This is a genomic window from Caballeronia sp. LZ029, assembly GCF_031451275.1.
GTDB lineage: Bacteria > Pseudomonadota > Gammaproteobacteria > Burkholderiales > Burkholderiaceae > Caballeronia > Caballeronia jiangsuensis.
Genome location: NZ_JARUXO010000003.1, coordinates 1,119,917 through 1,134,442, shown reverse-complemented (window position 1 = coordinate 1,134,442; position 14,526 = coordinate 1,119,917). Strand labels below are relative to the sequence as shown.

The window sequence follows — 14,526 nt, the reverse complement described above, 5'->3', positions numbered from 1 at the left end:
CGACGATGATCGACGAAACCATGTACCTCAGCGACGCGCTAACCGGCACCTTTCCGCCGATCGAATCGATCATTCCTCATCGCGGCACGATGCTGCTCGTCGACGCGGTGACCTCATGCAACGACGAAACGCTGACGGCCCGCGCGAGCGTGCGCCCTGACGCGTGGTACGCGGACGAACACGGCGCGATGCCCGCGTGGATCGGCATCGAGTTGATGGCGCAGTGCATCGCGGCGCATATCTCGCTGCTCGCGATGCGCGCGGGCGAGCAGGCGCGCCCCGGCGTGCTGCTCGGCTCGCGCAGCTATCAGGCGCACGTGAGCGCGTTCGCGCGTGATGCGCAACTCGACATCGGCGTGCGCGAGGTGCTGCGCGGCGAAGAGGGCCACGGCGCGTACGAATGCACGATCGGGCATGACGGCGAACGTTATGCCGAGGCCATCATCAAGGTATATCAACCCCATGATTTTCAGACGTTCATCGAAGGGAGCGTGAGCGCATGAACCGTCGAGTTCTCGTAACAGGCGCGAGCCGCGGCATCGGCCGCGCGATCGCGTATCAACTTGCCGGCGACGGCTTCGCTGTTTCCGTGCATTGCCGCACGGGCCGCACGGAAGCCGAAGCCGTGACCGCGGGCATCGCCGCGCAGGGCGGTTCGGCAAGCGTCATCCAGTTCGACGTGCGCGACCGCGCCGCGTGCCGCGCGGCGCTCGAAACCGATGTCGCCGCGCACGGCCCTTACTACGGCATCGTGTGCAGCGCCGGTGTGACGCGCGACGCCGCGTTCCCCGCGCTCACGGAAGAAGACTGGGACGTCGTGATCGAAACCGGCCTCGACGCGTTCTACAACGTGATCCATCCGCTGACGATGCCGATGGTCCGCGCGAAGCAGGGCGGCCGCATCGTCACGATCGCATCGGTGTCGGGCGTGATCGGCAATCGCGGGCAGGTGAACTACAGCGCCGCGAAGGCCGGGCTGATCGGCGCGACCAAGGCGCTCGCCGTCGAGCTTGCGTCGCGCAACGTCACGGTGAACTGCGTCGCGCCGGGGCTGATCGAGACGGGGATGCTGGAGAACGCGCCCGTCGAGCATGCACTGAAGACCATCCCGATGAACCGAGTAGGCCAGCCGGGCGAAGTGGCCGCGGTCGTCGGCTTCCTGATGTCCGATGCGGCGTCGTATGTGACGCGTCAGGTGATCGGCGTGAACGGCGGGATGATCTGAATGAAACGAGTCGTCATCACAGGTATGGGCGGCGTCACGGCGCTCGGCGATCGCTGGAGCGATGTCGAGGCCGCGCTGAAGACCGGCCGCAACGCGGTGCGCCGCATCGACGAATGGGACTTCTTTCAGGCGCTGCATACGCGTCTCGCGTGTCCGCTGCCCGCGTTCGAACAGCCCGCCGGCTGGCCGCGCAAGAAGACCCGTTCGATGGGCATCGTCTCGATGTACGCCGTGCGCGCGAGCGAACTCGCACTCGCGGCTGCAGGGCTTGCCGGCGACACATCGATCAGCGACGGGCGCATGGGCGTGGCGTACGGATCGTCGTCCGGTTCCGTCGAGCCGATCCGCGCGTTCGGCACGATGCTCAACACCGGCTCGATGACCGAGGTCACATCGAACAGCTACGTGCAGATGATGCCGCACACGACCGCCGTCAACGTGAGCCTGTTCTGGGATCTGAAGGGACGCGTGATTCCGGCGTCGTCCGCGTGCGCGTCGGGCAGCCAGGCGATCGGCTTCGCGTACGAAGCCATCGCGACAGGCAAGCAGACGATGATGCTCGCGGGCGGCGCGGAAGAACTCTCGGGCCCGGCAGTCGCCGTATTCGACACGCTCTACGCGACGAGCACGCGCAACGACGAGCCGCAGCTCACGCCGCGTCCGTTCGATGCGAAGCGTGACGGTCTCGTGGTCGGCGAGGGCGCGGCCACGCTCGTGCTCGAAGAGTATGAACACGCGAAGGCGCGCGGCGCGACGATTCACGCGGAGATCGTCGGCTTCGGCTGCAACTCGGACGGCGCGCATATCACGCAACCGACCGCAAGCACGATGGCCTGCGCGATGCAGCTTGCACTCGATGATGCACGGCTCGACCCGCAGGCCATCGCCTATGTGAATGCGCACGGCACATCGACGGATCGCGGCGATGTCGCGGAAAGTCAGGCGACTGCCCAGACCTTCGGCGAGCGCATGCCGATCAGTTCGCTCAAGAGCTACATCGGGCACACGCTCGGTGCGTGCGGCGCGATCGAGGCGTGGTGGACCATCGAGATGATGAAGCGCAACTGGTATGCGCCGACGCTCAATCTCACCGAGGTCGATCCCGCGTGCGCGCCGCTCGATTACATCACCGGCGATGCGCGCGCCATCGATGCCGAATACGTGATGAGCAACAACTTCGCGTTCGGCGGCATCAATACGTCGCTGATTTTCCGGATCGTTCGATGAATGCAGCGCGGGTCATGCAGCGCGTCGTCGTGACGGGCATGGGCATTGTCTCGTGTCTCGGCAATTCGCTCGACGCGGTGAGTCACGCGTTGCGCGAAGGCAAGCGCGGCGTGACGCGTATCGACGCGTGGCGCGAGCGCGGCTTTCATTCGCAAGTCGCGGCGGTAGCGTCCGTCGCTGACGAGCCGCCGTTCGACCGCAAGCTCGAGCGCTTCATGGGCGACACGGCGCGCTTCGCGTGCCACGCGGCGAAGAAGGGTATCGACGATGCGCGGCTCGACGAAGCCATGCTGCGCTCGCCGAAGACGGGCGCGGTGATCGGTTCGGGCGTCGGCGCAATGGCGGAGTACGACGTGGCGCTCGCCGCGGCGCACGCGCATGGCGTCGACAGAACGCCGCCCTATACGGTGCCGCGCGCGATGAGCAGCACGGCCTCGGCGAACGTGGCGCAGACCTTCGGCATCGAGGGCGTCGCGTACTCGCCTTCGTCGGCGTGCACGACATCCGCACTCGCGATCGGGCAGGCGCTGCAGTTGATACGCACCGGACGGCAACACGTCGTGCTCGCGGGCGGCAGCGAAGCGTTGCACGACAACATGACGTTGATGTTCGACGCGATGCACGCGTTGTCGCGCGGCTTCAACGAGACGCCGGCGCGCGCTTCGCGTCCTTACGACACCGCGCGCGACGGCTTCGTGATCGGCTCCGGTGCGGGCGTGCTGGTGCTCGAATCGCTGGACCACGCGCTCGCACGCGGCGCACGCATCTACGCCGAGCTGACCGGCTTCGGCGAGAGTACGGACAGCACGGGCATGGTGACGCCGCACAGCGGCGGCATCGCGCGCGCATTGCGCATGACGCTCGACGATGCGGGCGATATCGACGAAGGGCCCGAGTACATCAACACGCAGGCGCCTTCCACGCCGCTCGGCGATGCCGAAGAACTGCGCGCATTACGCGACGTGTTCGGCGCGCACGTGCCGCCGTTCTCATCGACCAAGGGCATGACGGGGCATTCGATCGGCGCATGCGGCGCGCACGAAGCGATCTACACGCTACTGATGATGCGTGACGGGTTCATCGCGGGGACGGGAGCGGTCGAATCCCCGGACCCGCTTGCGCACGGCATGCCGCTCGTGCAAACCACGCGCGAGGCGGATATCGCGCGTGCGATGTCGGTGTCGTTCGGCTTCGGCGGAAGCTGCGCGGGCCTGATGTTCAGGAGTGTTTGACCGGTGCCCGTCGGTGCAATGACGGGTGTGATTCGAAAATCAAAACAAGAGTGACCAACGTATGAAAACCAAGATTGTCCTCGGCATGGTAGCCGCCATCGTGATATCGCAAGCCGGATGCACGACGCAGATCCGCTCGCTGCCGATGCCCGCCGAAGTGCAGGCGCAAAGCAAGCAGGGCGTGCCGCTGTATTTCGGCGACGAGGCACATCCGAACGTGAAGAAATTGATCGAGACCAAGGAAGTGCGCGCGCGTGTCCCGCGCGAGATGAGCGGTCAGGAAGCGACGTGCAACATCGCGCTGGGCAAGGCACTGCAGCAGTTGCGCGACTATGCGGGCGCACACAAGGCGAACGCTGTCGTCAACGTGACGACGCGCTTCCAGCACACGGAAACATCGTCATCGAAGGAGTTTTCGTGCGGATCGAGCAACAACGGTTCGACGATAGCCGTGCGCGGCGACCTCGTGCAGTTCGACGCGCAATAAGCACACCACGAGTTCGCAACGAACAAGAAGACCAACTCGTTCGGCAAGAGCGATGAAACCGCGTGCCAGCACGTGTTCCTGTCGGCGGTGCTGGAGTTGCAGGATCGCGTGCGCAAGGAAGGCGGCAATGCGATCATCAACATCAAGAGCAACTACCGGAACGTCGAACGTGAGAGTGCGACGGAGTTCACCTGTGGCGCGGGTGCGGTAGTCGCGGGCGTGGCGCTGAAGGGCGAAGTGGTGACGCTGAAGAAGTAACGCGGAAAGGACGTGCGGCGCGCGTGTTCGAAGGCGCGCCGCGTTTCGCGGTCAGATGGGCTTGACGGCAGCAACGTTCACGAGCGTCTCGCGCCGCTTGCCCGGCTTCGGGGCATAGAGACCGATGCGCTCCAGCAGTCCGAAGTCTTTTGCACGGCTCCACCACAGGTAGGGCAGCGACACGTTTCGGGGTTCGAAGCTGAAGCCACCGTTGCGGATCATCTCGAGATACCCGTCCGCGCTCTTTTGCACTTGCATTGGATGACGGAACAGCAGGCGGATGACCCACGATTTGATATACGCATCGGTGGATTCGGCGAACAGCAGCAAGCCGCCGGGCTTGAGCACGCGGCGGAACTCGGCGAGCGCGCGTTCCTGCTCGACGAGGTGATGAAACGTCTGGTGACAGAAGACGATATCCGCGCTGGCGTCGCCTAGCGGCAAATTCGCGCAGTCGCCGTGCAACACTTCGATGCGCGTAACGGCGGTGTCAGAATCGCCTTCGCAGGCGAGCGCGGCATTCGTTGCGAGCGCGAGCGATGGCTCGTGGAAGTCGATGCCGACGATACGCTGCGGCGAGAACGCTTTCGCCAGCAGTCGAAACGAAACCCCTTGCCCGCAGCCGACATCGACGATCGTGGGACGAACGGGCAGCGGGACGTCGATCAGGCCTTTGAGGTCGTCGATGGCGACGCGCAGTACGTGGTGTTCCCACGTATGCGTGCGCAGGAACCAGACGCCGAACGCAGTTTCAGAAACGAACGGCACGCTGGATGTTTCGGTATTCTGCACAATTAAATCCGGTAAAGAAATAGTAGTCGAATCTTTGACAATTGGGTGGCTCGATTGTAATCGCTGATCCGTCGCGCGAGCGTCGTATTCGCCCTTTGGTTTGCAGCCGCCTTCATGGGAATTAACGATGAACAATGAATGTTGTATGAATACCTCCGTCGATGTCGCCATCATCGGAGCCGGCCCTTCGGGTGCGGTCGCCGCGGCGTTGCTCCGGAAGGCCGGACGTTCGGTGCTGGTGCTGGAGCGGCAACACTTTCCGCGCTTTTCGATCGGCGAAAGTCTGCTGCCGCAAAGCATGGCGTATCTCGAAGAAGCGGGCATGTTGCAGGACGTCGTGGAAGCCGGATTTCAGTACAAGAACGGCGCGCACTTCGTCCATCGCGATCAGGTGTCCGCTTACGATTTTCGCGACAAGCATTCCGACGGCTGGGGCACGACATTCCAGGTCGAGCGTGCCGTGTTCGACGATCTGTTGATTCGTCGCGCGGCGAAGGAGGGCGCCGAAGTGCGTTTCGGCCATACGGTTCTCGAAATGAAAACGGGCGATGCACCCGCGCTCGAAGTCGCTGACGAGGCGGGCACGCGATATCAGGTACATGCGCGTTTCGTGCTCGATGCAAGCGGTTTCGGCCGCGTGCTGCCACGTCTCCTGAACCTCGAAGCGCCTACGCGCATGCCCACGCGCGCCGCGATCTTCACTCACGTGCGCGACGACATTCCCGTCGGTGCGCACGATCGCAACAAGATCACGGTCGCCGTGCATCCCGAGCATCGCGATATCTGGTACTGGATGATTCCGTTGGCGAACGGACGCTCGTCAGTCGGATGTGTCGCCGAAGCGTCGTTTCTCGATGCGCCCGAAGCGGAGCGTGAAGCGAAGTTGCGTTCGTTGATTCGCAGCGAGCCGACGCTGAACCGGCTGATCGGCGATGCGCCTTTCTTGATGCCGGTGCGGCATATCGGTGGGTACTCGGCGAATGTCGAACGACTGCATGGTCCGGGTTACGCGCTGCTTGGCAATGCGGGCGAATTCCTGGACCCCGTGTTTTCTTCGGGCGTGACGATCGCGCTGCGGTCCGCGCATCTCGCTGTTGAAACGCTGGAGCGTCAGTTGAACGGCGAGGCCATCGACTGGCAGACGCAATACGATATGCCGCTGCGCAAGGGCATCGACACGTTTCGTGCGTTCGTCGAGAACTGGTATACGGGGAAGCTGCAGGACATCATCTTCGCGCGTGAGCAGGCGCCGACGATACGTCGAATGATCAGCGCCGTGCTCGCCGGGTACGCATGGGATGAGACGAATCCTTATGTCGTCGAGCCGGTTCGGCGGTTGAACACGTTGCACGAAATGTGTGTGCGACGTGGGTGACGGATTTGGTTAGGATGGGCGTTGGTGATGACGCCTTGTTGGGCGGTTGAGCAGGTGATCGGAGGTTGTGGATGAGTGAGGCCGCTGGCAGGGGCGGCGGGCTCTGGTGCAAATAGGGTCGAGCAACCAGCTTATGACCCGCGATGAACAAGCTGAAGAGTCTGGAGGCGTTGTTCGGGGTTGTGTCGCGTTAAGGCCGGCGGGACGAGCAAGCGCGTGAGTTAAATCGGAATGCTTACATCGCGAGAGAATAGGATTGCTCGGCTGCGCTCGAAGCGACGCCAGTTTCACACATCTGCCCCTTGGGAATCATGTGCGCGATCTCTATGCCGGACAAGATGATGCGCGCGCAGCGGAAATCCTTAAACCCCATCATCGGCTTAATGATGCGTTTGACGGCGCGGTGATCCTGCTCGACGACGTTGTTCAGGTATTTGTTTTGCCGGACCTTGATCGGCGTTGACCGCTCGACATTGAGCGCTTCAAGCGCAGCCAGATTCGCGCCGATCTTGTCCACGGTAATTGTCTCGGGCTCGCCGTTCTGTTCAATCGCTTTCTCGAAGTAGCGGCGAGCAGCGGCCTTGTCACGATGGGCGCGCAGCAAGAAATCCACCGTGTTGCCTACCTTGTCGACGGCACGGTAGAGTATTTCCATTGGCCCTTGACCTTGACGTAGGTCTCATCGACGCGCCAGCTCGTGCCGACTGGCCGTTTGCGCTTGCGGAATGCTTTTTCAAACACCGGCAGCAGCTTGATAACTCAGCGGTGCACGCTCGAATGATCCACATCGATGCCCCGCTCGGCCATCATTTCTTCAAGGTTGCGCAGGCTCAGCGAATACGCCACATACCATCGGACGCACAGCAGGATCACGTCCAGGATAATGCAGCCGCTTCAATACCTTGCCAATGCCAGCAGGCAGCGTCTTGCGCGGCGTCATTGTCTTTGCCATCGTGCTCGTCATGCGTTACGGTCTGACAGATCCTACTTGACCGCGTTAGCGCGACAGAACCGATTTATCTAACCGCTTCTATTCCGGACCCGTCGTGCTCGTCGTACGAAACATCCGCGTTTGGAACGATGATCGCGCAAGCGTGTCAACAGGCGGGCGTCCAAATCAAGTCGACGAGAGTGACGGGAGCAGGACTCAATGAGGCGCGGTCCTTGCAGCGGCTTGAACGTTCGATCTTGAAGCGACGATAGACAGGACGGCGGAAACGGTCAGGCTGCCGCCGACACACATCATTGCGACGACAAGTGCTCTGGCGAGGGTTTCCGGATCCGGTGAAGTCCCTGCGACACTGAAGAAGACGCCGCCGATGACCGCGACACCCAGTGCTGCGCTGATTTGCAACGCCGAATTCGTGATGCCCGCGATCATCCCGGAACCGGTCGCCGGTGCTCGATTGATAACCGAGCGCACCAGCGTCGGCAGCGCCCAGCCCTGACCGAATCCCAGGAGTGCTACCGCCCCGATCAGCGGAAACTGAGCCGGCATCTGTCCGGGCGCGCCGGCCACGAGGGCGGCGAGGAGTATGCAGCCGACGACCTCGAGCATCATGCCGATGGCGGGGACGCGGTCGCCGAAGAGGCGGATGGCGAGCGGCGTCGTCAGCGGCCCGATGAAGGCGCCGACTCCGAACGGCAGGAAAACCAGCCCTGTCTCGAATGGGCTCATGCCAAGCGCCCCCTGGAGGTAGACGGAGAACGTCAGGAAGAAAGCAGAGACGACGTAGAAGAAGAGTACGCCCGTAAGCCCGCTCATCAGGCCAGGCCTCCGGATCAGATCGACGCTGATCAGGGGCACGCCGCCTCGGCGGGCGTAGGCCACCTCATATCGGCAGAAGCCTACGCCAGCGACGGGGCACGCGATCAGCATTGCGCAGGCCCACCAGGGCCAATCCAGCTCCCGCCCTTCGACCAGGGGCACGATGAGCAAGCCCAGCGTGAGCGCGCAAAGCAGCACCCCGATGCGGTCTACAGGTGCCGGGCTGTTACCGCGGACGTCGGGTAGCAACGGCAGCCCGAAGATCAGGACGGCGGCGACGACGGGCAAGTTGATGAGAAAGATGACGCGCCACTCCAGGTGAAAGATGTCCGCAGAGATCAACGCACCGCCGAGCGCCTGCGCAGCTACAGCGGCCAGTCCCACCGCGGCGCCGTAGAGGCCCAAAGCACGCGCGCGCTCCTTCTCAGGGAACAGGGCGTGAATGGAGGCCAGTCCTTGCGGCGCCATGGCGGCGGCGCTCAGGCCCTGCAGCACACGCCCGAGTATCAGCATGGCGGGTGACGATGCCAGGCCGCAGATCACCGATGTCAGTCCGAAGCCCGTGACGCCGATAAGGAAGATCCTCCGCCGGCCGAACAAATCGCCTAGCCGTCCTCCTGTGATAAGGAAGACCGCGTAAGCCGCGGCGTATCCGGAAATAACGAGTTGCAACTCTGCAGCGCTTGTGTGGAGGGTGTTTTGGATGGACGGCAGGGCGACGTTCACGATGAAGAAGTCCAGCGGAGGCAGAAATGCTCCCACCAGCAACACCGCGAACGCCGACCATCGACGCGTGGAAGAGGTTGTCGTATGCATAAGTTTAGGCGGCCGCGGGCCGCGTCAGGCCGGGCGGCCGAAGCGTTCTGTTCCAGTGATGGGGTGCCAGTTTTGGAGCGGCGTAGCGTAGTGCATGGTGAAGGTGCGCTCCAGGAATCCCCAGCGGCCTTCGCGTCGCTGATAGACGTCGCGGTATTGGCCGCTCACTTGAAGCGTGCCCTGATCGACGTCGTAAAAAAGACAGTCCGCCGCCACCAGCCCGTGGCCGTTGTCACCGTCCACCGTGATCAGGGCATTCGCCATCCAATGATGCATGTGGGGCATGCGCTTCATGTTGATCCGTGCTTGCGCCAGGATGGCCTCCAGGCCGTCGGAGTTGCCGTTTGCACCCAGAAGCAGTCGCGATTCGGGATGCCAGAGAGTGGCCAGCAGCTCGATGTTCATGGTGTCGAACGCCTCGGCGTAGTTGGCGATAAGCGCATCGATCGCGAAGCGGCTTTCGATGGCGTCAAGGCGTGCTTCAAGTTCTTTGGACATGGGTTATTTCCGTACCGAGTGGTACATAAATAGTGAAAAAAATGCGGGGTTCGTGTGATGACCCCGCGCTGCTCAGGATTTACGTACCGAGTGGTATAAATATAAGAGAACTTGGAAGGCCGCGTCAACTGCCTTCTTGAACGGCCCGCTGCCATGCGCGGGAAGTTGTATGTCGCGACTTGTTCACAGATTGTGTATCGATTAGTATATATATTTTGACTGACGGAGATGTTCATGGTTCAGCGGGGTCGGCCACGTGCGTTCGACCGTGATGCGGCGATCATTTCGGCGATGCACCTGTTCTGGGAACATGGCTATGAGTCGACGTCTTTGTCGCAGTTAAAGGCGGCGATCGGCGGGGGCATCTCCGCACCTAGCTTCTATGCGGCCTTTGAGTCCAAGGAGGCGCTGTACAAGGAGGCGTTGGAGCGATACATGGAGATTTACGGCAAGGTGACCCGTAGTCTCCATGACACGTCGCTTCCGCCACGGGAAGGTGTGTTCCTGGCACTGCTCCGGTCGGCAAGGATGCAGATTGAGAGCGGCCACCCGAAAGGCTGTATGGTCGCGCTCGGCGTTGTCGGGGCCAGTTCCACCGGCAGCGAAGCGATCACCCAGTTGCTTCGTGAGGTGCGCAGTCGCACGCGCGCCGGCTTCCGCGCCTGCGTAGTACGGGGCATTGAGAGTGGGGAACTGCGCAGCAGCACGGATCCGGCATCGCTGTCCACCGCGTTCGACTGCTTTTTCCAGGGACTGTCTGTGCTCGCCCGCGATCGTGTCCGGCATGCCGTCATCGAGAAGGCCGTGACCGACGCGATGGGGATGTGGGATGCCGCAGTGGTGCAGCCGATGCCAAAGAAGGTCTGCAAAACCCAGTACGCACCCTCATTGCCTGAGGACACCTGAGCCGCGAACATCGAGCCCATGAAGCAGATCAGCCCGGGATTGAACCTGTCGACAAAGACGACGCAAGCGCGCGTTCCGCGACGAGATGGAGCGCGTGAGTCCGTGGAACGCACTGGCGCAGATCATCGGGCCGCAATGGCCCAGGAGCAAGACCGGGCGGCCGCCGTTCCCCAATCGGCGAACGTGGCCGCCATCAATGTTGCTGGGCGCCTGCTGTACCGCGATGAAGAGGTCGCCTTCGGCTACTCGGGCTACCGCGGCGTGGACAGACGCCCTGAGGCGCAATTCATCGCGATGATGCCCAGCAAGCGCCGGATGCTGAACCCTTTTCTGTACCCGGACATGGTGACCGAGTGTGCCGAGAAGATGAAGGCGAGCATCGTCACGCTTTTCGCAGTGTCGAACCCTGTAGATAGCTCGTCAAAAATCAGCGAACGTCCGCAAAGGCCGAAGCTCTCACGTCGGTCATCCGACAGGGCTCGGCCAAGAGGCGAACCTCAATATTGATTCGCCGATGACTGGTAAGGGGTGTCTGGCGGACAAATTGGCTGCACAGGCTTCCAGCTCGCCTTTCTCGTTCGTCGTTCAAAGTGGCGCACTGAAGCAGCGACGATCTAGGTAGCCGGATTTGCGCCACAAGGGCCGGGATCATTGACACTGGCAGCGCGCAGGCGATCAAAATCAAGAATAACGATTTCCCCGAATTTCAGATCGACAATACCCTGACTCTCAAGGTTCTTGAGTAGTTGGTTCGTCGTCTGCCGAGTAAGCGAGACCATTGAAGCCAAGGTATCTTGCGAGAGCTTTATCCTGCTCTGTTCCGCATTAATCCCGCCGTAGCCACCAGCGATCAGCAATAAGCGACTTGCTAGGCGCTGAGCGGCGGGCAACAGTATCATGGCTTCGTTGGTCTCAAAAGAGATCCGGATTTTTTGCGCCATCAACAAGCCAAAATTCCGCCAGTAAGCAGGATGAACTCTAAGCAGGCTTTCCAACGCGGGACCGGGTATGTGAAGCACGAGAGTCTTACGCATTGCTGACACATCGTGCGGGCGAGGCAGCCCATCGAACATCGAGACTTCGCCGATCCAGGCGGTCGGCCCAACGACGGCGAGCAACGCTTCTTTTCCATCCGCTCCGACGGTGCCAATCGACAATGCACCATCGAGAATTGCGTACAGGCCGAACGACTGTTCGCCGCGCCGATAAAGCTGTTGCCCCTTCTCTAATCGGAGCAGGTCAGAGCGAGCGACAAGATAGTCCTGAAGCTCGATCGGCAAATCCTTGAACCACGGTGTTGTTGCAAGTTGTGGTCGATAGCGCTGCGCATCGGAAGTCATAGGGTGCGAATCTGTCGGGTAGCTGATAGATATTAGCCGGTTTCGACGGCATGATCGGGGCTCGTATCTGACGACGCGGGAAGGTCATCGCGGGCGTCAGCCCTGTTCGAGCGCGCAAGTGGCAGCGATGGAAAATGCCTGGGCCTGCCGCCCCACGCGAGCTGAAAGAATGACTCCTTCGAGGTGCACAGTCGTGGAACATAAACACATTCCGGGTCTTGTCGATGTCATCAAGGTGGATCAGCCTGCTGACATCCTTCAAATCGCACGTGACGACACGCTTGACCGCGTTTTTGGCTCTGGCAAGCCATTGCTCAACAGTCTGTTGGTCCGCCGCATACTTGGGGTGCTGTCCTACAACGGACACCGATTCCCAACGATGAGCGCGAGAAAGGCAATCGGACGAGAAATTCAACAGGACGCGTTGTGGAAGAAACTCAACGCGGCCGCACCGAATATCCGTGCGGCCCCCGCCGATTTGGAGCCATTGGCAGCGTGGATTCGCGAGTCGAATCCCGATGTCGCGGTCGGGCCGCTCGTGCAGCAGATCATCGGCCGCTTATTCAGCCCCGCGTTCGAAGCTGACGAGGATACCTGGGCCGCTGCGGAAGTGATTGCTGCGTCGCTAGCGCCGGGTAATGCGGTGCGCAATTTGGCTTGGAAAGTGACGGGCAAGGTGACGCGCGCCAAGGCGTTGCTCGCTTCGATGGTCGGTGGAGACCTTGCAGGCGTCCATGCCGTCAGTGTAGCAATACACAATGTCGTAAGAGGCCTGAATCAAATGCGCTGTCTTTATCTCGACACCTCGGTGCGGCAGACACTCACGCCCGAGATGGCCAGCGAACGCTGCCTTTTTGCTCCGGGCGTGGTCCTTCGTCAAGCGACATCGAATGGAACGGTGGGTGGCTGCCCCTACGCCGCGGGTACGCTGCTGTTGTTGGAGCTGGAGAACGCTCGGCAGGCGAGCGGTGACGAATCGATGATTTTCCTTGCCGATACTTGGAGTCGGTGCCCGGCCGAGCAATGGGTACCGGCGATGCTGGAAGGTGTATGGAGGCGAGTCACAAACGCTTAAGGACAATAAGATCCAATTCCTTTGCCTCATAGCTGGTGTGTACACGTTGAGCAAGCATATCGGAGGCAGAGATTCTCGTGGCCCATCGGCCGTTGGTCTTCGGGGAGAGGAAGCGCTGCCCCAAACTCGCGAGAGACTGCGGCGACTCAATATCAAGGAGACCGTTTTTGGCGAACAACGGTCACCGACGCGGACGACTTGAAGGCTTTCAAGGCCGGCGAGCGTGCGCTTGCCGGCCAATCAGCGACACCCAGCCGCGCTTGAGAGCAAGCTGCCAAGGGGCCGCACTCTACTCGAAAGCAGTCATCGGAGTCAGGAAAAAAGAAGCGGCCCCCAGCATCTGATCGCCTAAGTCAGGTCGGCGTCCCACCTAACGCGTGCTTTGTCTGGGGAGGTCGTCGTTTCGCTACACTGCGCATTTTCGCTAACGATCTGCTAGGAGGGGCGCATGGACCGCATGGTGGCGATGGAGACCTTCGTAACAGTTGTCGATGCGGGTTCGTTTTCTGCCGCCGCGCGCCGCCTGAAGCTCGGCCAGCCAGCCGTCTCAAAGGCGGTCGCACAGCTGGAGGAACGTCTAGGCGCCCGTCTGCTGCTGCGATCGACACGTGGCCTCGCGCCGACGGATGCCGGTCAGCGTTTCTACGATCACGCACTGAGGGCCATCGATGAGGCCGATCAGGCCGAGCAGGCCGTGCGCGAGTCGTCGGAGGGCTTGTCGGGACGATTGCGCATCGGCGCTGCCGTTACGTTCGCTCGGCTGCATGTCTTGCCAGCCCTCAAGTCTTTCCTGGATCAGCACCCCAATCTGAGCATCGACATCGTACTTGACGATCGGTCCGTCGATTTGCTTGGAGAGGGCGTCGATGTCGCACTGCGTATGGGCACGCTGGACGATTCGACCATGACCGCGCGTCGCATCTCCAGCGCGCGGCGGTTCGTCGTCGCAACACCGTCATATTTCGCCGAAGCCGGCGTCCCTCAAACACCTGTCGACCTTAACCGGCATCAGGCAGTCGTTTACTCTCTGCGAGGCGGCGGTGAATCGTGGTTGTTCAGCCGCAGCGACGGCTCCGACTCGACCGTGACCTTGTCCGGCCGGATAAGCGTGAACGCGGCTGAAGGCATGCGCACGGCGGTACTCGGGCACATGGGCTTTGCCGTCGCTTCGGAATGGATGTTCGCCCCCGAACTCGCAAACGGCACGGTTCAGGCCGTCCTGACTGACTGGACGTTGCCGCCGATCGACCTGTGGGCGGTTTTCCCGTCCGGTCGCATGGCAACCACGAAGGCGCGTGCCTTCATCGCGTTTGTCGAGCACCTTCTCAATGATCGCAACTCTGGCGCAGGCCTCACCGGCTAGATGCTGCGCACCTTTGCCCCCTCGCAGCAGGAATAGGCGCTATTCCCCGCCCGCGGCTACCGGGCGATTCCGCCTCAGCGGAGGATACGCATCAACCAATGCACGAAACATTGGCTCCGATGCAGCAGTCCCTTCCGGCTGTTCAAGCCGGAGGACCGCTTCAA

General features: G+C 61.8%; 13 protein-coding genes and 3 pseudogenes. 11 read left to right on the top strand and 5 right to left on the bottom strand.

All coding sequences use genetic code 11. The features are described from left to right. Positions 1-5: 5 nt before the first annotated feature. From QCE73_RS24600 to QCE73_RS24575, 6 genes and pseudogenes are all read left to right on the top strand, one after another. Positions 6-503 (top strand): hotdog family protein, encoded by a 498-nt coding sequence (locus QCE73_RS24600; RefSeq protein ID WP_309883959.1) that lies wholly within the window; start codon positions 6-8, stop codon positions 501-503. Continuing rightward, complete coding sequence (locus tag QCE73_RS24595; RefSeq protein WP_309883958.1) at positions 500-1,225, top strand: 3-ketoacyl-ACP reductase FabG2; 726 nt, start codon at positions 500-502, stop codon at positions 1,223-1,225. Before QCE73_RS24600 ends, QCE73_RS24595 begins: the two co-directional genes overlap by 4 nt. Beyond that, complete coding sequence (locus QCE73_RS24590; protein ID WP_309883957.1) at positions 1,226-2,452, top strand: beta-ketoacyl-ACP synthase; 1,227 nt, start codon at positions 1,226-1,228, stop codon at positions 2,450-2,452. Beyond that, positions 2,449-3,684: a beta-ketoacyl synthase N-terminal-like domain-containing protein gene (locus QCE73_RS24585; protein WP_309883956.1), complete on the top strand. Its 1,236-nt coding sequence runs from the start codon at positions 2,449-2,451 to the stop codon at positions 3,682-3,684. Before QCE73_RS24590 ends, QCE73_RS24585 begins: the two co-directional genes overlap by 4 nt. Positions 3,685-3,745: 61 nt before the next feature. Next, entirely contained in the window at positions 3,746-4,171 is a 426-nt protein-coding gene (locus QCE73_RS24580; protein WP_309883955.1) for a hypothetical protein, read from the top strand. A gap of 9 nt (positions 4,172-4,180) precedes the next feature. Further along, positions 4,181-4,429, top strand: a pseudogene (locus QCE73_RS24575) (excinuclease ABC subunit A); the annotation flags it as partial. A gap of 51 nt (positions 4,430-4,480) precedes the next feature. Here the strand turns inward: QCE73_RS24575 and QCE73_RS24570 are convergent. Beyond that, positions 4,481-5,221 carry a methyltransferase domain-containing protein gene (locus QCE73_RS24570; RefSeq protein ID WP_309884196.1) on the bottom strand — a complete coding sequence of 247 codons (741 nt, stop codon included), beginning with the start codon at positions 5,219-5,221 and terminating at the stop codon, positions 4,481-4,483. 127 nt (positions 5,222-5,348) lie between these two features. Here QCE73_RS24570 and QCE73_RS24565 point away from each other — a divergent pair, with 127 nt between their 5' ends. Then, entirely contained in the window at positions 5,349-6,596 is a 1,248-nt protein-coding gene (locus QCE73_RS24565; RefSeq protein ID WP_309883954.1) for an NAD(P)/FAD-dependent oxidoreductase, read from the top strand. 235 nt (positions 6,597-6,831) lie between these two features. Here QCE73_RS24565 and QCE73_RS24560 read toward each other — a convergent pair. The 3 genes and pseudogenes from QCE73_RS24560 to QCE73_RS24550 all read right to left on the bottom strand — a co-directional run bounded on the left by QCE73_RS24560 (position 6,832) and on the right by QCE73_RS24550 (position 9,678). After that, positions 6,832-7,548, bottom strand: a pseudogene (locus QCE73_RS24560) (IS6 family transposase). A gap of 195 nt (positions 7,549-7,743) precedes the next feature. Next, the gene (locus QCE73_RS24555) at positions 7,744-9,180 is read right to left on the bottom strand and encodes an MFS transporter (protein WP_309883953.1); all 1,437 of its coding nucleotides are present in this window, start codon (positions 9,178-9,180) and stop codon (positions 7,744-7,746) included. Between the two features lie 24 nt (positions 9,181-9,204). Further along, positions 9,205-9,678: a nuclear transport factor 2 family protein gene (locus tag QCE73_RS24550; protein ID WP_309883952.1), complete on the bottom strand. Its 474-nt coding sequence runs from the start codon at positions 9,676-9,678 to the stop codon at positions 9,205-9,207. Between the two features lie 234 nt (positions 9,679-9,912). On the opposite strand from QCE73_RS24550, the gene QCE73_RS24545 reads away from it, so the two are divergent. Together QCE73_RS24545 and QCE73_RS24535 are read left to right on the top strand one after the other, a co-directional pair. Then, positions 9,913-10,584: a TetR/AcrR family transcriptional regulator gene (locus tag QCE73_RS24545; RefSeq protein WP_309883951.1), complete on the top strand. Its 672-nt coding sequence runs from the start codon at positions 9,913-9,915 to the stop codon at positions 10,582-10,584. Positions 10,585-10,761: 177 nt separating this feature from the next. After that, positions 10,762-10,965, top strand: a pseudogene (locus tag QCE73_RS24535) (IS5/IS1182 family transposase); the annotation flags it as partial. Positions 10,966-11,198: 233 nt separating this feature from the next. On the opposite strand, the gene QCE73_RS24530 reads toward QCE73_RS24535, so the two are convergent. Continuing rightward, positions 11,199-11,924, bottom strand: a complete 726-nt coding sequence (locus tag QCE73_RS24530; protein WP_309883950.1) for a Crp/Fnr family transcriptional regulator — start codon at positions 11,922-11,924, stop codon at positions 11,199-11,201. Between the two features lie 193 nt (positions 11,925-12,117). Between QCE73_RS24530 and QCE73_RS24525 the strand changes: the two genes are divergently transcribed. After that, a complete protein-coding gene (locus QCE73_RS24525; protein WP_309883949.1) occupies positions 12,118-12,999 on the top strand; it encodes a hypothetical protein in 882 nt (293 codons plus the stop codon). A 448-nt stretch (positions 13,000-13,447) separates the two neighbouring features. Beyond that, positions 13,448-14,362 carry a LysR family transcriptional regulator gene (locus QCE73_RS24520; RefSeq protein WP_309883948.1) on the top strand — a complete coding sequence of 305 codons (915 nt, stop codon included), beginning with the start codon at positions 13,448-13,450 and terminating at the stop codon, positions 14,360-14,362. Positions 14,363-14,526 lie beyond the last annotated feature (164 nt).